Consider the following 19,201-nt stretch of genomic DNA (forward strand, 5'->3'; position numbering starts at 1 on the left):
ACCAGCCGAAGTCCTCAACGAGGTACTCTCAACGCCGCCAAAAACAACAGGCGTTGCGACGACCGCGTGAATCCGCCCGGCGTTTTGGTACCGAAGTACGCCGCAAGTCGGTTGTCTCGGTTGGTCAGCGCGTGCTGGCGCCGGCGAGTGAGTCCACGTAGGCCTCGATGTCGGCGAACGCCTCGAACACGTCGAACTCGTCCGGCAGCAGCATGGCCAGGTAGGCCACGCCACGGAACTGCGCCGTCAGCTGCCGGGCCACCGTCTTCGGGTCGACGTCCGACCGGATCGAGCCGTCCCGCACGCCGCGCGCCGTCGCCTCCTCCGTGCTGCTCAGCGCGATGCGGTTCAGCTCTTGCATCTGCTCGGTCAGGCTCGGTAGCGGCTGGATCGCCGCCTCGAACATCAGGGAGTACAGCGCCCGCATGCGCCGGGTCGAGATCTTCCAGCCGTCGCGGACCGTGGCGACCCTGATCCGCAGCCCCTCGAGCCCGTCGGCCTCGTCGATCGCCGGGTTCACGTAGGTCTCGAACCAGCCGATCGTCATGCGATCGACCAGCGCCAGCAGGAGACCCTCCTTGGAGCCGAACCGGCGGGTCACCAGGCCGTGGCTGTAGCCGGCGCGCTCTCCGATCATCGCGAGGGTGGTGTTCGTCAGTCCGACCTCGGAGATCAGCTCGGCGGCGGCGTCCAGGAGCTTGCGGGTCGACAGGGCGGAGCGCGCCTGCTTGGTCGCGGGCGCGCCGCCGGCGGGCGGCACCTCCCGCGGGCTCGCCCCATCGTCGTGCAGCTTCATGACCCCTCCAACGGGCGGTGCGTGGTCGGTCCGCCGGCTCCGGCTGCGCTAATTCTGGCATTCGTACTAGCGAACGAGCGCGCCGGCGCGGGACCACCGAAGTGGCCCCGCGCCGGCGCGGGTGGTGCGTCTGGCGTCAGTCCTTGCCGACGGCGACGCCGCGCAGGTCGGGGCTGCCGCTGGACTTGTGGTAGATGTTCGAGACGTCCTTCTGCATGGCGGTCGACAGATGGATCATGCACACCGGGATGATGTGCGGCGGCGTCTTGACCCACGCATCCATCATCTTCTCGTACGCCGCGTTGCGCTTCGCGGGATCGAGGAAGGACGCCCCCTCCGTGGCGTACTTCAGGATCTCTGGGTTGTCGGCGCCTCCGGGGTTGAACAGCGCCTTCGGCGCCAGGTAGCGGCCATTCAGCGCGTCCGGATCGTTGAGGCCGGTGAAGACCGAGCTGACGATCTGTGCCGACTTGTCCAGCGAGAACTCCTGGACCATCTGCGCCGGCGGGAGCGGCTTGACCGACACCTTGATGCCGATGTCCTCGAACTGGCTCTGCACGACCTCGGCGAACTTGGTGTAGATGGTGACGTTCGGGGTCGCGTTCACCAGCTCGAGGTCCTTGATCCCCTTGTCCTTGAGTATCTTCTTGGCGGCCTCGGGGTCGTACGGGAAGTCGTCCAGACCGTCGCCGACCTTCTTGCTGTACCCGGGGCTGTCCACCGAGAACGGCTGGATCTGCGGGGTGCAGTGCCCGTCGTACATGCCCTCGGCGATCGCCTTGCGGTCGATTGCCATGTTGAGCGCCTTGCGGACCTCGGGATCGCCCAGCCCCGGCGTCTGGGTGTTGAGCGCGACGTACAGGAAGATCGCGCTCGGCTTGGCGATGACCTTGAGGCCGGCCTTCTCGGCGTCGTCCAGCTGGTCCGGGTTGATCTGCGCGGCGTCCAGCTCGCCTGCGGCGAGCGCGTTGTAACGGGTCTGGTCGTCACTGATCAGCTTGTAGGTAAGGGTCGCGACCTTCTGCGCATCGGGGTCCCAGTAGTTGGCGACCTTCTCGTAGTTCACCTGGTCGCCGGGCACCTGGGAGGTCACCCGGTAGCCGCCGATGCCGACCGGTGCGGTCTTCAGCGTGCCGGCCTGCGCGGCCGTCGGCGAGACCATGACGCCGGCGCGGGCGGCGAGCGCGACGGACAGCGGGCCGAGGCCTCCGCTGACGTTGATCTTGACCGTGCGCGGGTCGACGACGTCGATACTGGTGATCTGGTAGACCTCGCCGGCGATCTTGCTCTCCTTGGCGCGGTACCGGTCCAGGTTGAACTTCACGGCGTTGGCGTCGAACGGCGTGCCGTCCGCGAACGTCAGGCCCTCACGCAGCGTGAGCGTCAGAGAGCTCAGGTCGTCGGCGGCCTTGAAGGAGGTGGCGAGCTGCGGCTCGATGTCACCGTCCGGAGTCTGCGAGAGCAGCGTGTCGTAGACCGGCCGCCAGAACGCGATGTCGGCCCCGTTGATGCTGTCGACGGGATCCCAGCTCGACGCGAACGCCGTGTACGCGTAGCTGAAGTGACCGTTCGGGTCGTAGTCCTTGGCGAGCTCGACGCCGGTGGCGTACTGGTCGGTGGCCTTGGTCTTCTTGGCCGGGGCGTCACCGCATCCGGCCACCAGCAGGCTGGTCGCGAACAGGGCCGCGGTGAACTTAAGTCGGCTACGCATGGTGCCTCGTCTCTGCACGGAGGGTTCCGGGTCGCGACGAGGGTCCGTCCGGCGACCGGAAAATGTATCGGTCGCTCAAATATATAAATGGCTATCAGGGGTGTCAATTCCCCGTGAGCGCGCGCCCCTCCGCCCCAGCGGGCGGCGCTGCGGCCGCCGGATCGCCCGGGGTCGAGTCGGTGCGCAGACCGCCGAGGATGAGGTCCGCGAGGATCTCCGCGACCTCGTCGCTGGAGTGCTCGCCCCGCGCTCGGAACCACTGGGAGACCAGGCTGACCATGCTGAGCAGGGCGTTCGTGATCACGCGGTCGTCCGAGCGGAAGACGCCGGCGCGCACGCCGTCCTCGATGGCCTCCTGCCACAGCCGCTGCACCTCGTCGCGGCTGACCTGCAGCTGATCCTGGTGCGGCTTGGAGAGCGCCGCGCGATCGCGCAGCTCGATGGTCACCTGGCGGCGATACCGGATGATCTGGGTGATGTGGTTGTGGATCATCGCCCGCACCCGCTCGGCTGGGTCGCTGTGCGCGGCCACGGTGCGTGTCGTGCTCTCGTGCATGTCGTCGATGTACGAGATGAGGATCTGCCACAGTAGTTCGTCCTTGGACTTGATGTGGTAGTACAAGGCGCCCGATTGCACACCCGCCGCCTTGCCGATCTCTGAGACACTCGTGCCGTGGAACCCTTGGCGAGCGAACAGCTTCGTCGCCTCGTGCAGGATTCGCTTGCGGGTCTCGCCGGTGGACGCCTCGGGTGGCCGACCGCGGCGGGCGGGCTCCTGAGTCATGGTTCCCCCTCGACGTTCCGGTGCACGCGCACGCGGCGCGATGCTCTGTAGTAAGTGTTCACTACATTTTGGGCCGCCGTCCGCCACCGCGGCAGAAAAGATCGGTAACGAACGAATAACGGAACCGGCCCGACGCTTAAGGCGGAGTAGGTTGTTGGCTACCTACCAATGGAGGTGGATGTGGCCGGCCAACCCGACTTCAGCGAGTTCGAGCTCGTTCCGCACGAGAACCGCTTCGAGTCCTTCCACCCGGGGCAGCGGTTCGTGCACCACTGGGGACGCACGCTCACCGCCGCCGACACCATGCAGTTCAGCACCAGTACCTGCGCGTGGCGTCCGCTGTACGTCAATCGCGAGTACGCGAAGGCGGACGGACACCCCGACGTCCCGGTGAACCCCGCCCTGCTGCTGTGTACGGCGGTGGGCCTGTCGGTGGAGGATCTCAGCGAGGGTGGCGGCCCGTTCCTGGGCGTGAACGACGTCGAGTTCGTGCGACCGGTCTATCCGGGCGTCACGATCACCGCGGAGTCCGTCGTGGAGGAGACGCGCGAATCGCAGAGCCGTCCCTCGGCCGGCATCGTCACCTGGCGGACCACCGTGACCGACGAGACCGGGGAGGTGGTGCTGACCTACCGGCGCACCAACCTGGTGCGCAAGGGCGAGCCGGGAGAGGTGCCGGCATGACCGCGACGACGAACACCAGCGGCTCGCGGCTTCTCGGTGCCTTCGGCTGGTTCGAGGACTTCACCGTCGGGCAGAAGCTGCGGCACAGCCGGGCATCGACCGTCGACGAGCTCGAGGGCTCGGGGATCGCCAAGCAGGTCCTGAACACCGCGGACTCGCATTGGAACGAGCACAATGCCAACGGGCTGGCCGAGGGGCGGCTGGTCTTCGGGCTCGCCACCGCGTCGCTCGTGCTGGGGCTGTCGGGCTTCGACACGATGGAGCACGCGCTGGCGGAGCTGCGCTACGACAACCTCCGCTTCACCGCCCCCGTGGTCCACATGGACACCATCACCGCGTACTCCGAGGTCGTCGACGTGCGGGACGCCGACCGGCCGGACGCCGGCATCGTCACGTTCCGGCACTACGGGGTGCGTCAGGACGGCGTGATGGTGTTCTCCGGCGAGCGGACCGCTCTGATCAAGCGCAGCACCCACTGGAAAGGCGTCAACTAGATGAGCACTCGTCCGCACCGGCTCCGCCGTAGCGAGCTGTCGACCCCGGGAAGCAGCCCGAAGATGATCGCGAAGGCCGCGCAGAGCGCCGCCGACCTGGTGTTCCTGGACCTGGAGGACGCCGTCGCACCGTCCGAGAAGATCCCGTCGCGCGCCAACATCATCGCCGGGCTTAGCACTCAGGACTGGGGCTCGAAGACGCGCGCCTACCGGATCAACGGCGTGCACACGCAGTGGTGCCACGGCGACGTGATCGACGTGGTCGGAGCGGCCGGGCAGTACGTCGACGTGATCATCGTGCCCAAGGTCAAGTCGCCGCGCGACGTCTGGTTCGTCGACGACCTGCTGACCCAGGTGGAGATCGCGCACGACCTGGAGGTCGGCCGTATCGGCCTCGAGCTGCTGATCGAGGAGACCGAGGCGCTGTCCTGCGTCGAGGAGATCGCCGCCTGCAGCCCGCGTCTGGAAGCGCTGATCCTCGGCGTCGGCGACCTCTCGGCCTCCCAGGGCATCCGCGCCGGGCACATCGGCGGAGGGCAGGGCGGCGCGTTCAGCTATCCCGGCGACATGTGGCACTACGCCCGCAACCGGATGATCGTGGCCGCCCGCGCCAACGGCATCGACGCGATCGACGGCCCGTTCGGGGGCATCAAGGACCCCGACGGCTACCGCGTGCAGGCCGCGCAGTCCGCGACGCTCGGCGCGGTGGGCAAGTGGGCCATCCATCCGAGCCAGATCGAGATCGCCAACGAGGTCTACGCGCCGACCCGCGGCGAGATCGACAACGCGAAGGCCGTCGTGCAGGCGGTGCGTGAGGCGGAGGCGGCCGGCAACGGCGCGGCGAACCTCAACGGCGTGATGATCGACGCCGCCACGGCGCGGATCTTCGAGGCCGTGCTCGAGCAGGCGGAGCTATGCGGCCTGGAGTGACCGGCCGGCCGTCCACCGGGCCGTTGCGCGGGGTGCGGGTGCTCGACCTGACCGCGATGCTCGCCGGCCCGTACGGGTCGATGATCCTGGCCGACCTCGGGGCCGACGTGGTCAAGATCGAGCCGCCGACCGGCGACGTCACCCGGCACAGCGGCCCGCACCGCGCAGGCGACTCCGACGAAGCGTTGGCCGGCTACTTCCAGTCCGTCAACCGCGGCAAGCGCAGCCTGGTGATGAACCTGCGCGACGCGCGGACGAAGGAGCAGTTCCTCGAGCTCGTCCGCCACGCCGACATCCTGCTGGAGAACTACTCCGCCGGCGTCATGGACCGCCTCGGGCTCGGCTACGAGGTGCTGCACGAGGTCAACCCGGCGCTCGTCTACGGGACGCTGCGCGGGTTCGGCGATCCGCGGTCCGGGCGCAGCCCGTACACCGACTGGCCGGCCTTCGACGTCGTCGCGCAGGCGATGGGCGGCTTCCTCGGCATCACGGGCACGGCGGACGGCCAGCCGGTCAAGTCCGGTCCCGGCGTCGGTGACATCTTCCCCGGCACCCTCCTCGCGCTCGGCGTGCTCGCCGCCCTGCGGCATGCCGAACGCACCGGCGAGGGCCAGTTCGTCGACATCGCCATGTACGACGCCGTCCTCGCGCTGTGCGAGAGGGCGGTGTACCAGTACTCCTACCTGGACGCCGTCGCCCAGCCGATCGGCAACTCGCACCCGCTGCTGTTCCCCTTCGACATCTTCCAGACGTCCGACGGCTGGATCGCGATGGCCGCGCAGGCCCCGCACCATTGGGCGATCCTGTGCGACGCGATGCAGCGTCCGGACCTCGCGGAGGACCCGCGGTACGCCGCGAACATCGATCGCGTGGTGCACCGCGACGAGGTCGCGCCCGTCGTCACGGCGTGGGTCGCCGGGCACACCACCGCAGAGATCGTCGCCGAGCTGGGCGGCCGGGTGCCCGTGGGGCCGGTGAACCACATGAACGACATCTACGCCGATCCGCACGTCGCCGCGCGGGAGATGCTCGTCGACGTCCCCCAGCCGGGCTCCGCGACGCCCGTCACCGTCGCGGGGGTTCCGCTGAAGTTCAGCGGGACGCCGGCGCGGATCACCGACCGCGGCCCACTGCTCGGCGAGCACGACTACGACGACGTGCTCGCGGCCTGGACGCGGCCGCCCGAGCAGGACTGACCCCGCCCACCGACCGAAAGGTGCCGTACGCGCATGGCTGATCAGACCGAACTACTGGCGAGCGCCCTGCCGGAGTACCGCAGCGGCCCCATCCCGGACGACGTCCGGACGGTCGCCCGCTCGAGCGTGCTGGACTGGCTCGGCGTCACCATCGCGGCCGCCTCGAGCGAGCCGGTGCGCGGGCTGCGCTCCGTGCTGCGCCCAGAGGCAGCGCCTGGCGGATCGACTCTTGTGGGCGGCGGCCGCACGACGCCGCTGCTCGCCGCGCGCCTCAACGGCACCGCCGGGCACGTCCTGGACTTCGACGACGTCCTCGCCTCGTTCGGGCACCCGACCGTCCCGGTGCTGCCGGTGGCGCTCGCGCTCGCCGAGGACACCGGCAGCACCGGTGACGCGCTGCTGCGTGCCTTCATCGGCGGCATCGAGACCGAGGCGAGGGTGTCGGACCTGGTCGGCGCGCGGCACTACGAGGCCGGTTTCCATTCGACGGCCACGCTGGGAGTGTTCGGCGCCGCGGCGGCGGCTGCGATGCTGCTCGAGCTGGACGGGTCCGAGACGCAAACCGCCCTCGGGCTCGCGTCGCTCTCCTCGGCGGGGCTGAAGGCGGCCTTCGGGTCGTGGGGCAAGTCGCTGCAGGTCGGCCACGCGGCCGCTGAGGGCTTGCTGGCCGCGCTGCTCGCACGGGCGGGTGCCACGGGGCCACAGCCCGGGCTCGGAGGCACGCAGGGCTACCTGAGCACGCACCGCGTCACCCCCGACCCGACCGTGCGCGAGGAGGTCGACGCGCCGGGTCGGCCGTGGCGCACCACCGACATGCTGTTCAAGTACCACGCCTCCTGCTACGGCACGCACTCCAGCATCGAATCGCTCCTGGCGCTGCGCACCGAGGCCCACGGCGCCGACGTCCGGGAGATCCGGCTCGGGGTGTCCCCGAGGCACATCGGCATGTGCGACCAGACCGACGCGCGCACCGAGCTGCAGGGCAAGTTCAGCCTGGCCTTCACCAGCGCGCTGGCGTGGCTGCGCGGCAGCGCCGGCGAGGCCGACTTCCGCCCCGAATCGCTGGCGGACACCGCGGTCCAGGACCTCGCCACGCGGGTCCGCGTCATCGAGGACGCTGAGCGCGACTTCAGCACCACCGACGTCACCGTCCAGCTGGCCGACGGCCGGACGCTTCGTTCCGCGGTCAACATGGCCATCCCGGCGCCCGCCGGCGAGCTCGCGGCCCAGTGGAACCGCCTCGAGACGAAGTTCCGCAGGCTGACCGCACCGTTGCTGCCGTCCGGCGTCGTCGACCGGCTCGTCGCCGCGGTGGCCGGCATCGACCGGTCACCGACGCTCACCGGCCTGACCGCGGCGCTCGCCGCGGCCGGCGACGCACTGCACGCACCCACCACCGTCACCAGATAAGAGGACCGCATGCTGCCCAACGACGACTTCGTGGCCGGAGGCCTCACCGACGACCAGCGCGCGCTCCAGCTCCTGGCGCGCGAGTTCACCATGCGCGAGGTGCTGCCGGTCGCCAACGAGCTGGACCCGATCGAGGGCCAGATCCCGATGAGCCTGCGGGAGAAGATGGCCGAGGTCGGCTTCTTCGGGATCATGGTGCCCGAGGAGTACGGCGGCCTCGGCCTCGGCGCGATGGAGTACTGCATCGTCGCCGAGGAGCTGGCGCGCGGCTGGATGAGCGTCGCCAGCATCCTGGCCCGCGGCAACTCGCTGATGCACGGGCTCTCGGAGGACCAGCGCAAGAAGTACCTGCCGATGATGGTCCGGGGCGAGTTCCTTAACGCGACGGCGCTGTCCGAGCCGGAGGCCGGCTCGGACGTCGCGAACATCTCGTGCCGGGCCACACGGACGGACGACGGCTGGGTCATCAACGGGACCAAGATGTGGTGCACGTTCGCCGACGGCGCCGACTTCCTCACCGTCTTCGCGCGCACCGCGCCGCCGTCCGACCCCAGGCGCCGCCACGAGGGCGTCTCGACGTTCTTCGTGCCCAAGCAACGCGGCACCTTCCCCGACGGGATCAGCGGCACCAAGGTCCGCAAGATCGGCTACCGCGGCTGGAACACCTGGGAGCTGTCGTTCGACAACTTCGCATTGCCGGCCGACGCGTTGATGGGGCAGGAGGGCAAGGGCTTCCGGATGGCCATGTCCTTCCTCGACACCGCCCGCGCGCACACGGCGGCGCGCTCCATCGGCCTGGCCCGCGGCGCCCTCGAGGACTCCATCGACTACGCCAAGACGCGCATCGTCTTCGGCGACCCCATCGAGAAGTTCCAGGCGATCCGGTTCAAGATCGCCGACATGGCCACCCAGATCGAAGTGGCCCGGCAGATGATGTACGCCGTCTGCCGGCAGATCGACCGTGGCGAGCGGGCCAGCACCCAGGCCTCGATGGTCAAGCTGTTCGCCTCCGAGATGTCCGAGCGGGTCACCAGCGAGGGACTGCAGATCCACGCCGGCGCCGGCTACACGACGGACTTCGCCGTGGAGCGGTACTGGCGCGACGCGCGGCTGACCAAGATCTTCGAGGGCACCAGCGAGATCCAGCAGCGCATCATCTCGGACGCCGCCCTGGGCCGCTGAGCGGGACTTTTCTGCCGTCCCGCCGGGGCCATTAGTAACGAAGCGGTAACGGCCCCTCGCTATTAAGTGAGCGCTCAGTACATAGTCTGTGTGTCGTGGTTCGCAGTGACGTCCGTCATGCCAACTCGTTCCCTGTGAACCGGGACGCCGGCTTGATCGCCGGCTGACTGCTCAACCGGAAGGTTACTGGATGTATGAGATTCGGGTGAAGTGCCGATGATCGGGTATGCCGTCAGGCGGTTGTTGGTGGCGATCCCGATCATCGTGATCGTCGCGTGCATCACCTTCGGGCTGGTGTACCTCATGCCCGGAGACCCGGCGGCCACCATGGCCGGCGACGGCGCCTCGGCGGCGCAGATCGCCGCCGTCCGCCACGAGATGGGCCTGGACCGCCCGTTCTTCATCCAGTTCTTCGACTGGGGCGCCTCGGCGATCGGTGGCGACCTGGGGCGCTCGTTCCACTACGGGGTGCCGGTCGGCGAGCTGCTCACGCACCGCATCGGGGTCACCTTCTCCATCATCGTCGTGGGCATGTTCTTCGCGATCCTGATCGGGATCCCGGCCGGGCTGATCGCCGGGATGCGCCCGGGCAGCCTCACCGACCGGCTGGTGACCGGGCTGACCACCCTGGGCATCTCGGTGCCGGCGTTCTGGCTGGCGATGGTGATGATCTCGATCTTCGCGATCAAGCTGGGCTGGTTCAACGCGACCGGCTACACACCGATCTCGCAAGGATTCGGCGGCTGGATCTACTCGATGATCCTGCCGGGCCTGGCGGTGGCCGCGACGTCCGCGGCCGACATCGCCCGGCAGGCGCGATCGTCCGTGGTCACGGTCGTCGGTCAGGACTTCATCCGGACCAACCGCGCCATGGGCGTGAAGTCGCGGTCGGTCACGCTGCGCCACGTGCTGCGCAACGCCGGCGTGCCGGTCGCCACCGTGACCGGCCTGCAGGTCGAGCGGCTGCTCGGCGCCGCGGTCGTCGTCGAGCTGCTGTTCGCGATGCCGGGCATCGGCGACCTGGCGCTCACCTCGGTGCAGTCCCAGGACATCCCGGCGATCCAGGGCGTGGTGATCCTGGTGGCCTCGATCGTGATCGTGACCAACCTGGTGGTCGACATGTCCTATGCGTGGATCAACCCCAAGCTCCGGAAGCGGTGAGCGAGATGGCTGAGAACTCGACCAAGCAGGCGGTGCCCCAGGCGCCCGCCGACGAGGCCGCCGACGGGGCCGCCCGGACGGCGATCGCCGACTCGGACGCGCGCATCGCGGCCGCGGAGGGAATCGGCAGCGCTTCGACCGGCAGCCCGCTCAAGCGCTTCGTCAGGCGTCTCGTGCGCCAGAAGCTCGCGATGCTCTCGTTGGCCGTGCTGGTCTTCTTCATCCTGGTCGCGATCTTCTCCGACCTGCTGATGCCGTACGACCCGACCGACCAGTCGCTGCTGGACAAGAACCTCCCGCCGCACAACGCGCACCCGTTCGGCACCGACGACCTGGGCCGCGACGTCCTCAGCCGGATGATCGACGGCACCGCCATCACGCTGCTCGCACCGGTGATCGCGGTCGTCGTCGGCCTGGTCATCGGCGTCCCGTTCGGCCTCCTGGCCGGCTACTTCGGCGGCTGGATCGACTGGCTGTCCTCCCGCGTCGCCGATGCGCTGTTCGCGATCCCGGGCATCATCCTCGCCATGGCGATCGTCGCGGTGCGCGGCCAGTCGACGGTGAACGCGATGATCGCGGTCGGCATCCTGTTCGCGCCACGCTTCTTCCGCGTGCTGCGCGGCGAGACGATGGCGGTCCGCACCTCGATGTACGTCGACGCGGCGAAGACGATCGGCGCCTCGCCGTTACGCGTCATCCGCACCCACATCCTGCCGAACGTCGCGCCGTCGCTGATCGTGCAGTGCACGGTCATGCTGGGCTACGGCGTGCTCGTGGAGGCCGGCCTGTCGTTCTTCGGCATCGGCGTGCAGCCGCCCGAGGCGTCCTGGGGCGTGGTGCTGCGACGGTCGTTCGAGAGCATCAACGAGCTGCCGTTCCAGTCGCTGCCGCCGGGACTGGCCATCACCGTCCTGATCCTCGCGCTGCAGTTCCTCGGCGACGGCATGCGCGACTCGCTGGGCAAGGAGATCCGCAATGCCAAGTAGCGCACCGGGCCGCACCGCGACGGCCACCAGGACCGGCGAGGCGTCCAGCCTCAAGATCGAGGGCCTGCGGGTCTCGGCCGCGACCGACCAGGGACGCCTCGACGTCATCGAGGACGTGTCGCTGCAGCTGTACCCGGGCAAGATCACCGGGCTCGCCGGCGAGTCCGGCTCCGGCAAGACCGTGACCGCGCTGTCGATCATGCAGCTGCTCGAGCCGAAGGTCCTCAAGGTCGAGGCCGGCCGCGCGCTGCTCGGCGAGACCGACCTGCTCGCGCTGCGCGGCAAGGCCCTGCGGGCCACCCGCGGCAACGCCATCTCGATGGTCTTCCAGGAGCCGATGACCAGCCTCGATCCGATGTTCACCGTCGGCTGGAGCATCAGCGAGGTGATCCGGGGGCACACCGGCGTCGGCAAGGCCGAGGCGAAGCGCCGCACCATCGAGCTGTTCGAGAAGGTCGGCATCCCGCACCCCGAGCAGCGCTTCAACGCCTACCCCTTCCAGATGTCCGGCGGCCAGCTGCAGCGCGTGCTGATCGCCATGGCGGTCAGCTGCGAGCCGCAGGTGCTGATCGCCGACGAGCCGACCACGGCGCTGGACGTCACCGTGCAGGCGCAGATCATGCGGTTGCTGCAGCAGCTGGCGAAGGAGGGCATGGCGGTGCTGCTGGTCACCCACGACATGGGGGTCATCAGCGAGTACACCGACAACCTCGTCGTCATGTACGCCGGCCAGGTGATCGAGTCCGGCACCACGCGGGAGGTCATCGCGGCGCCGCAGCACCCGTACACCTCGGGCCTTCTGGCCTCGGTGCCCTCCACTCGCGAACGGCTCGACAAGCTGCCGTCCATCGCGGGCAAGGTGCCGCTGCTGCACGAGATGCCGCCCGGTTGCCGGTTCGCGCCGCGATGCCGCTTCACCGAGGAGAAGTGCCTCGCTCCGGTTCCCCTCGCCGTCAGCGAGCGCGGACGCTCCGTGCGCTGCGTCCGCGCCGACGAGCTCAATCTGGAAGGTGTCGAATGACCACCCAGACCCAAGCCGAGCCCACCCGCACGGCACCCGAACGCGGCGAGCTGGTGCTCGACGTCGAGGGGCTGGACAAGAAGTTCGTCACGCGGCGCAACTTCCTCGGCCGGCCGCAGTCGCACGTGCACGCGGTCAACAACGTCTCGCTGCAGCTGCACGCCGGTGAGACGCTGGCACTGGTGGGCGAGTCGGGCTCCGGCAAGTCCTCGACCGCCAAGCTCATCACCGGCCTCGAGACGCCCGACGCCGGCAAGGTCACCGTCCTCGGCCAGGAGTGGACGGCGCTGTCCAAGAAGGATCTGCGCAGCAGGCGCCGCCATCTGCAGATGATCTTCCAGGACCCGTTCGCGTCACTGAACCCGATGAAGATGGTCGTGTTCAACATCGGTGAGCCGCTGATCATTCACGAAGGTGTGCGCGGGAAGCAGCTCGACAAGCGGGTGCTGGAGCTGCTCGACCTGGTCGGGCTGCCGTCCACGGCGCTGCACCGCTACCCGCACGAGTTCTCCGGCGGCCAGCGACAGCGCATTGCGATCGCGCGGGCGCTCGCCGCCGAGCCCGAGATCATCATCGCGGACGAGGCCGTCTCCGCGCTCGACGTCTCGACGCAGGCGCAGATCCTCAACCTGCTCAAGGACATCCAGGCCGAACGGCACCTGTCGTTCCTGTTCATCACCCACGACCTCGGCGTCGTCCGCCAGGTCGCCGACCGGATCGCCGTCATGTACCTCGGCGAGATCGTCGAGAGCGGTGACGCCGACGCGATCTTCGAGCGTCCACACCGCGGCTACACGCGGCGGCTGCTCGCCGCCGTCCCCGAGGTCAGCTTCAAGGTCCGCGAGGACCGCCGGCTGCTGCTCGAGCGCGAGGGCGTCCGGGTCGACGAGATCCTCGATCCGACCGCCGTCAACGCGATCGAGGAGGGTCGCCGTCCCGGCGAGGCGCTCGACGACGGCGAGATCGATCCCGCCGACACCGTGGTCGACGACCCGCGCATCTAGCAGGCCCGCGACGTACCTACGGTCGTCGACGACCCGCGCATCGAGCAGGCCCGCGACGTACCCACGGTCGTCGACGGCGCCACCCACGGTCGTCGACGGCGCCACCCACGGTCGTCGACGGCGCGACCCACGGTCGTCGACGGCGCGACCCACGGTCGTCGACGGCGCCACCCACGGTCGTCGACGGCGCGACCCACGGTCGTCGACGGCGCGACCCACGGTCGTCGACGGCGCCACCCACGGTCGTCGACGGCGCGACCCACGGTCGTCGACGGCGCGACCCACGGTCGTCGAGCGAGCCGGAGCCGCTAGGCGGAGGCGACGTCGAGACGTGGTGCGGTGCACTGTCGGCCCGCGGCGTCTCGACGTCGCTCGTTCTTCGCTCGCTCGACGACCGTTGGCATGCCTCGCACGGTCGTGACGGCGTACCCCTGCGGTGCGCTTCGGCGCACCCGGGGGCTAGTGGGCAGTGTTCATGGCCGGGTCGAGGCGGATGTCGACCGCGATCGGGCCCTCCTCGTCGAGCAGCGCCGCGACCTTCTCCAGGTCGTCCACCGACTGCACCCGCGCGACCCGCGCCCCGAGCGCCTCGCACACGCCGGCCAGGTCGGGGTAGTGGTTGAGCGAGTAGTCCGGGTTGACGCCGTAGTCCTCGAGCTTGTAGTACTCCGCTCCGTACGCACCGTCGTTCATGATCACCAGCAGCAGCTTCGCCCGCTGGCGCACCGCGCTGGCCAGCTCGGTCGGGTTCATCATGAAGCCGCCGTCACCGACGACCGTCACGATCAGCCGGTCCGGGTGCGCGCCGATCGCCCCCATGGTGGCGCCCAGGCCGAGACCGATCGAGCCGAACGCGCCCATGTTGACGAAGTCCTGGGGCTCGGGCACCTCCAGGTACGGCCACGCCGCGACGACGAAGCGCCCGATGTCGTTGACCACGACGCGGTCCTCGGGCAGCAGCCGGTTCAGCCGCACGATCGCGGTGCGCGGATCGATCGTGTCGGTGCCGGAGCGGTCCTGGAACTCGTCCTCGGGCTTCCACGCGGCGACCTGCGCGGCGATCTGCTCGCCCCACTGCTGTCCACCGGTGTGATCGGCCTCGACCAGCAGCGCAAGCATCGCCTCGGCGGCCAGCCGGGCGTCGGCCACCACCGGCGCGTCGACGTGCGTGAACCGGCCGAACCGGCCGGGGTCCTCGTCGACGTGGACGACGGTCGTGTCCTTCGTGAGCGCGCCGCCGTCGGTCGTGTAGACGTTCAGGCTGGCCCCGAAGGCGATGATGCAGTCCGCTTCGCCGATCGCGCCGGAGGCCACCGAGTGCGACAGCGTGCCGTGGATACCGACGTTGCGGAGATGTCCGCGGAAGTACCCCTTGGCCTGCAGCGTCGTGGCCAGTGGCGCGCCGAGCCGGTCCGCGAGGGCGATGAGAGCGTCCCGGGCGCCGGCGTCCACCGCGCCGCGGCCGGCCAGGACGACGGGACGCCGCGCGGCGACGATGGCGCCCACCGCGGCCTCGAGCTGGTCGTCGTCCGGCCGCGCCGGAGTCGCCTTGACCGCCAGCGGGATGCGTGCCGGATCCGGGACCGTCACGCGAAGCATCGCGAACGGCACGTCGAGGATGACCGGACGCCGTTCCGCGACGGCCCGCTGCATCGCCCGGGTCATGTCGCGCAGGGCCGTGGCCGGGCGATAGATGGTCTCGAAGCCGGCGCCGGCCGCCGCCGCGACGGCCGCGATGTCGACGCGCTGGAAGTGGGTGGACTCCAACGGCACCTCGCCGGTGAGCAGGACCAGGCTGCTGCGGGCCCGTACCGCCTCGACCAGTGAGGTCATCGTGTTGGTCAACGCGGGACCGTGCGTCACGGAGGCCAGACCGGCCCGCCCGGTGAGCCGGAAGTACGCGTCGGCGGCACCCACCGAGCTGCCCTCGAAGGACACCGGCAGGTAGCGGTGGCCCTTGTCCTGGTAGGTGGCCAGGTACAGCATGTTGGCGTCGCCCATGAGGCCGAACACGGGCGAGCCCTGCGCGCCCAGAAAGTCCGCTACCAGCTCGTGCAGCTCCATCGCTCATCCCCTTGTCGACGTGGTGGTCACGGGTGATCGGGTTATGTAGCGATCACTCCAAATCTGGGCTGGACATTACCCCAGCCGGCGCCCGGAGGACATGGCACCGGCGACGGCCTGTCCGGCAGTCGCGGCGCCCGTGCGTCATCGGGGTATCGGCTCGCCGTCCAGGTCGAAGTACCGCCATGGCTGATCGACCCCGGCCCTGCGCGGTAGCACCTCGAGCCGCGTGGCGCCGCCGCGGTTCTGGATCTGCACCCGGACCTCGTCGCGGTCTCCGAGCCGCTGCTGCCGGCTGACCTGCTGGACCACCGCGGCGACGACGCGCGGCCGGACGGCATCGAGGTTCACGCCGTCCGCCGCCGCCACCCCGGGGGAGAGCTTCGTCTGCACGGTCTGCTTGCTGCCGTCCGCCAGCACCGAGATGATCTCCCCGCCGGTGCTGCCCGCCGGCCCGCCCGCGAGCGGGACGATGACCGACGACTCGTAGTGGTTCGACAGATACAGCCCCAGGACGGTGCGATCGGCGGCGTACGACGCCAGGCGGTCGAGCAGGCCGTCGACCGCGTGGGTCGCGTAGAACCGCGACGGGGAGTTGTCGGGGTGCCCGGCGATGCTGCGCCATTGGCCCGGATGCAGCACGAGGGTCGCCAGCAGCGTGAGCGCCAGTCCCGCTCCCGCGCCGCCGAACCCCGCACGCCGGGACAGCCGGGTATCCGCGAGCAGCCACAAGCCGCCGCCGACGGCGAGCGCGACCGCGGACGCGATCCCCCATCCCGTCGTCGGCGCCGGAGCCCGGTCGGGCGGGACGGCGCGCACGATCGCGAGCGTGGCGAAGGCGGCCCCGCCGGCCGCTACGCCGAGCAGCACGGCGCCCAGCAGGCGGCGATCGCGCAGGACGGCGCGAGCCGCCCGCTGCGCTACGGGCGCCGGTCGCCAGGCCCGGGCCGGGGTGCTCATGAGATGCATCCGATCGTCGGTGACAGTGGCAGGATAGTGGCCAGGATGCCGTCGGCGTCCCGGCGCGAAGGGTGAGGGCGATGGGGTTCTTCGGAGAAGCGAAGCACAAGGTCGAAGAGGTCGTCGGTCGGATCGAGGAGACCCTCGGCGGCGCGTTCGGCAACTCGGCCATGCAGGCCAGCGGCCACGCGCACGCCGAGCACGGCGAGGCGCTGGTCGAGGAGGACGAGGCGCGCGAGAAGCAGCACTCCGACGCCCCGGAGCACCAGGCGGCGACCGGACCCGGCACCACGGCCCCCGCGACCGGACCCGGCACCGCGGCGGCGCAGGAGGACGACGCCGCGCGCCAGCATCGTGAGCAGGAGCAGCGGATGGACGACGTCGACCGCCGGATCGACGAGGCGAAGCGGGCCCAGGACGCCGTCGCAGACTCCGGCGAGCAGCTGCGGCACGCCGGATCGACCGGCGCCGCTCCGACCGAGCCCGGCGCGTAGCCGGACACCCGCCGACGGAACGGGCTTCGCCGGTCGAAGCGGGGAAAGTTTCCCGCTTCGCCCTCCGAACCCCGCTTTGCCGGTGACCGCCACCGGCGGCGCGCGCGGGTCACTGCCGCGGGAGCAGCGTCCCGTCCGGGCTGATGGTGGCGGCCGGGGTGCCGTACGACGCGCGGGGATCCCCTGGTGACGCCGGTTCTGCGGCCGGCTGCGTGAAGTAGTCGACGACCGGCTGCGTGACGGCGGTCTCGGGGCCCTGCGGCGCGCCGGCCGTGCCCACGCGGGCGCTGCTGCGGCAGACGCCGGTCACGGCCGCGCTGCCCAGCGCCGCGGCCGCCGCGGGCGGCGGTGGCAGGTACGGCGTCAGGTCGCGTTCGCCGGCGGGAAGCTGCCCGGCTATCGGGCCGGCCGTCGCCTGCAGCACCGGTGTGCCGACGTACTCCCAGACCTGCCCGCCGGAGGAGGCGACCCCGGAACCGGTGCCGGTCACCGACATCGTGCCGCGGTCGATCCACGCGCACACCGACTGGACGCTCGCGAGGGACGCGACGGCGAGGATCCGTTGCAGGGCGGCCGCACGCAGGGCCGGATCGGTGACGTCGGTGCGGGTCGGCCCGACCTCCACGCCGTCGATGCCGTACGCGACCGTCACCGACGCCCGCGTCACCTCGATCAGCGGGCTCAGGCGGTTGTGGCTGTCGACGGTCACCTCGACCCGCCCCGCGCCGGCGGTCGCAGCGCGCTGAGCGATGACCGACTTCACGGCGTCGGTGACCTCGAAGCCGCCGATGCACGGTTCGTCGGTCAGCTTGGCGCGCTCGACCGAACGGCCCTGGACGACGAAGTGGAGGAGCTGGTGCTCGCCCGCGCAGATGCCGAACCCGACCGAGCCGTCGTTGGCCAGCCGCAGGTAGTGCAGCGGCCGCCCGCTCTGATGCCCGATCGGCGCGGTCGACAGCGCGTCGATCTGCGGTGCGGTGAAGTAGTCGGCGGCCGGCGTCAGCCTGCCATCGGTGCCGCCGTGCGAGCGCAGCGCGTTGCCGGTGACCGCGATCGCCAGCAGGACGGCGCACACGCCTGCGACCAACCCGATCGTCCGGCCCCGGCGCCGCGCCGGTTCCTCGGCGGGGTCGACCGCGACGATGTCGTCGGCGCGCGCTCCCATGATCGTGAATGTAGACCCGGTGAAACCACCCGTCACGGGTGTCGGCGGCTCCGTCAGCTCTGGCGCAGCACGGCCCCGGCGGAGTCGGTGACGACCGCATGCAGGTCGTAGCCGGTGAGACCGGAATACGTGACCTCGTAGCCAGCCGAGCCGGCGACCGCGGCGCAGATCGAGGAGATGGGGAAGTTGTGCTGCTGCTGAGCGGTGACCTGCGGAAGCAGGTCGATGGCGGCTGCGACGTCCAGCGTCTGCACCGCGACCGGCGCCGGACCGGCGGTCGGCCAGCTGGAGCCCTCCCACACCGCGTAGTCGGAGTGCCACTCGGTGGACGTCGCCGGATCGTCGGCGCGCTGTCCGATGACGACGTACTCGCCGGCGAGGGTGTCGATGCAGATCGAGCTCGCGGTCGCGAGCTCGCCCGCGGTGACCACGGCCGCGATCGCGTCGCCCGCCTCGGCGGCGTCGAACGCCGAGGGCGGCGACATGGGGCCCGGGGCGGGCCAGGAGCCGCCGCCGTCGACCGGTGTCCCGTCGAGCTCGAACAGCATCGGCCCATCGCCGTCGACGGACACGCCGATCAGCGGCTCCTCGGGGCCGCCGGGAGCCCAGTAGTCGACGTAGCCGACCATGACGTCGATGTACCACCCCGAGCCCGCGCCGGCCTGCTGCACCGCGTCGGCGACCGCCGCGGCGTCGATCTGCTCGAGCGTGATCAGGCCCGGGCAGTAGTCGGCCATCGGCTCGACGAGGTCGACCTCGAGGTCGTAGAGCTCGAGCTCGAGCGACTCCTCGTCGGCCGAGCAGCCCGTGACGTAGCCGAGGCCGTCGGAGTCGTAGTCGAAGGTCTCGATCGACGCGCCGGCGGGCAGCCGGCCGGCGACGCCGTCGAGGACCTTCTGGAGGTCCGCCGCGCTCAGCGTCGCTCCCGTGGCTGCCGGCGCCGGCGCGAACACGCTCCAGTCGCTGCCCGGACCGAACGGGCGGGTGACGGCGAGGACGATGGCGGTGACCAGCGCGAGGACCATCGCGCCCAGGCCGGCGACCCACCAGCGATACTCGCGCAGCCAGCCTCGCTGCGCCGGACGCCGCGACGCATCCGGCGGGGACGGGGGCGCGGCAGGCCCCGGGTAGCCGTTCAGCGGATCGGGATGGGCCACGG

At 70.4% G+C, this 19,201-nt stretch carries 18 protein-coding genes; 11 read left to right on the forward strand and 7 right to left on the reverse strand.

All coding sequences use genetic code 11. The features are described 5' to 3' along the window. Positions 1 to 124 precede the first annotated feature (124 nt). The 3 genes from F8A92_RS00800 to F8A92_RS00810 form a co-directional block, all read right to left on the reverse strand. A complete protein-coding gene (locus F8A92_RS00800; protein ID WP_153502696.1) occupies positions 125 to 796 on the reverse strand; it encodes a TetR/AcrR family transcriptional regulator in 672 nt (223 codons plus the stop codon). Positions 797 to 932: 136 nt separating this feature from the next. Further along, complete coding sequence (locus F8A92_RS00805) at positions 933 to 2,507, reverse strand: ABC transporter substrate-binding protein (protein WP_153502697.1); 1,575 nt, start codon at positions 2,505 to 2,507, stop codon at positions 933 to 935. A gap of 103 nt (positions 2,508 to 2,610) precedes the next feature. Next, complete coding sequence (locus tag F8A92_RS00810) at positions 2,611 to 3,291, reverse strand: TetR/AcrR family transcriptional regulator (RefSeq protein ID WP_153502698.1); 681 nt, start codon at positions 3,289 to 3,291, stop codon at positions 2,611 to 2,613. A 180-nt stretch (positions 3,292 to 3,471) separates the two neighbouring features. Between F8A92_RS00810 and F8A92_RS00815 the strand changes: the two genes are divergently transcribed. The 10 genes from F8A92_RS00815 to F8A92_RS00860 all read left to right on the forward strand — a co-directional run bounded on the left by F8A92_RS00815 (position 3,472) and on the right by F8A92_RS00860 (position 13,359). Next, positions 3,472 to 3,975, forward strand: a complete 504-nt coding sequence (locus F8A92_RS00815; protein ID WP_228389088.1) for a MaoC family dehydratase — start codon at positions 3,472 to 3,474, stop codon at positions 3,973 to 3,975. Then, positions 3,972 to 4,469, forward strand: a complete 498-nt coding sequence (locus tag F8A92_RS00820) for a MaoC family dehydratase (protein WP_153502700.1) — start codon at positions 3,972 to 3,974, stop codon at positions 4,467 to 4,469. The genes F8A92_RS00815 and F8A92_RS00820 overlap by 4 nt, the downstream gene beginning before the upstream one ends. Continuing rightward, a complete protein-coding gene (locus F8A92_RS00825; RefSeq protein WP_153502701.1) occupies positions 4,470 to 5,399 on the forward strand; it encodes an HpcH/HpaI aldolase/citrate lyase family protein in 930 nt (309 codons plus the stop codon). Then, the gene (locus F8A92_RS00830; protein ID WP_153502702.1) at positions 5,384 to 6,595 is read left to right on the forward strand and encodes a CaiB/BaiF CoA transferase family protein; all 1,212 of its coding nucleotides are present in this window, start codon (positions 5,384 to 5,386) and stop codon (positions 6,593 to 6,595) included. Before F8A92_RS00825 ends, F8A92_RS00830 begins: the two co-directional genes overlap by 16 nt. Before the next feature lie 33 nt (positions 6,596 to 6,628). After that, positions 6,629 to 8,005, forward strand: coding sequence for an MmgE/PrpD family protein (locus tag F8A92_RS00835; protein WP_153502703.1), 1,377 nt, complete (start codon positions 6,629 to 6,631; stop codon positions 8,003 to 8,005). 9 nt (positions 8,006 to 8,014) lie between these two features. Further along, on the forward strand, positions 8,015 to 9,187 hold the full coding sequence (locus F8A92_RS00840) for an acyl-CoA dehydrogenase family protein (RefSeq protein WP_153502704.1): 1,173 nt from the start codon (positions 8,015 to 8,017) through the stop codon (positions 9,185 to 9,187). A gap of 216 nt (positions 9,188 to 9,403) precedes the next feature. Beyond that, complete coding sequence (locus F8A92_RS00845; RefSeq protein ID WP_153502705.1) at positions 9,404 to 10,348, forward strand: ABC transporter permease; 945 nt, start codon at positions 9,404 to 9,406, stop codon at positions 10,346 to 10,348. Between the two features lie 5 nt (positions 10,349 to 10,353). Next, positions 10,354 to 11,334: an ABC transporter permease gene (locus F8A92_RS00850; RefSeq protein ID WP_153502706.1), complete on the forward strand. Its 981-nt coding sequence runs from the start codon at positions 10,354 to 10,356 to the stop codon at positions 11,332 to 11,334. Next, on the forward strand, positions 11,324 to 12,355 hold the full coding sequence (locus tag F8A92_RS00855) for an ABC transporter ATP-binding protein (protein WP_153502707.1): 1,032 nt from the start codon (positions 11,324 to 11,326) through the stop codon (positions 12,353 to 12,355). The genes F8A92_RS00850 and F8A92_RS00855 overlap by 11 nt, the downstream gene beginning before the upstream one ends. Continuing rightward, positions 12,352 to 13,359, forward strand: a complete 1,008-nt coding sequence (locus tag F8A92_RS00860) for an ATP-binding cassette domain-containing protein (protein WP_153502708.1) — start codon at positions 12,352 to 12,354, stop codon at positions 13,357 to 13,359. The genes F8A92_RS00855 and F8A92_RS00860 overlap by 4 nt, the downstream gene beginning before the upstream one ends. Positions 13,360 to 13,818: 459 nt before the next feature. Here the strand turns inward: F8A92_RS00860 and F8A92_RS19185 are convergent, their stop codons facing one another. Both F8A92_RS19185 and F8A92_RS00870 read right to left on the reverse strand, forming a co-directional pair. After that, the gene (locus tag F8A92_RS19185) at positions 13,819 to 15,423 is read right to left on the reverse strand and encodes a thiamine pyrophosphate-binding protein (RefSeq protein ID WP_153502709.1); all 1,605 of its coding nucleotides are present in this window, start codon (positions 15,421 to 15,423) and stop codon (positions 13,819 to 13,821) included. A 144-nt stretch (positions 15,424 to 15,567) separates the two neighbouring features. Beyond that, complete coding sequence (locus tag F8A92_RS00870; protein ID WP_153502710.1) at positions 15,568 to 16,383, reverse strand: hypothetical protein; 816 nt, start codon at positions 16,381 to 16,383, stop codon at positions 15,568 to 15,570. A gap of 80 nt (positions 16,384 to 16,463) precedes the next feature. Between F8A92_RS00870 and F8A92_RS00875 the strand changes: the two genes are divergently transcribed. Continuing rightward, positions 16,464 to 16,877 (forward strand): hypothetical protein, encoded by a 414-nt coding sequence (locus F8A92_RS00875; protein WP_153502711.1) that lies wholly within the window; start codon positions 16,464 to 16,466, stop codon positions 16,875 to 16,877. A 109-nt stretch (positions 16,878 to 16,986) separates the two neighbouring features. Here the strand turns inward: F8A92_RS00875 and F8A92_RS00880 are convergent, their stop codons facing one another. Together F8A92_RS00880 and F8A92_RS00885 are read right to left on the reverse strand one after the other, a co-directional pair. After that, on the reverse strand, positions 16,987 to 18,042 hold the full coding sequence (locus F8A92_RS00880; RefSeq protein WP_153502712.1) for a hypothetical protein: 1,056 nt from the start codon (positions 18,040 to 18,042) through the stop codon (positions 16,987 to 16,989). A 53-nt stretch (positions 18,043 to 18,095) separates the two neighbouring features. Next, positions 18,096 to 19,199 (reverse strand): hypothetical protein, encoded by a 1,104-nt coding sequence (locus F8A92_RS00885; protein WP_153502713.1) that lies wholly within the window; start codon positions 19,197 to 19,199, stop codon positions 18,096 to 18,098. Positions 19,200 to 19,201 lie beyond the last annotated feature (2 nt).

The organism is Cumulibacter manganitolerans, assembly GCF_009602465.1.
Lineage (GTDB): Bacteria > Actinomycetota > Actinomycetes > Mycobacteriales > Antricoccaceae > Cumulibacter > Cumulibacter manganitolerans.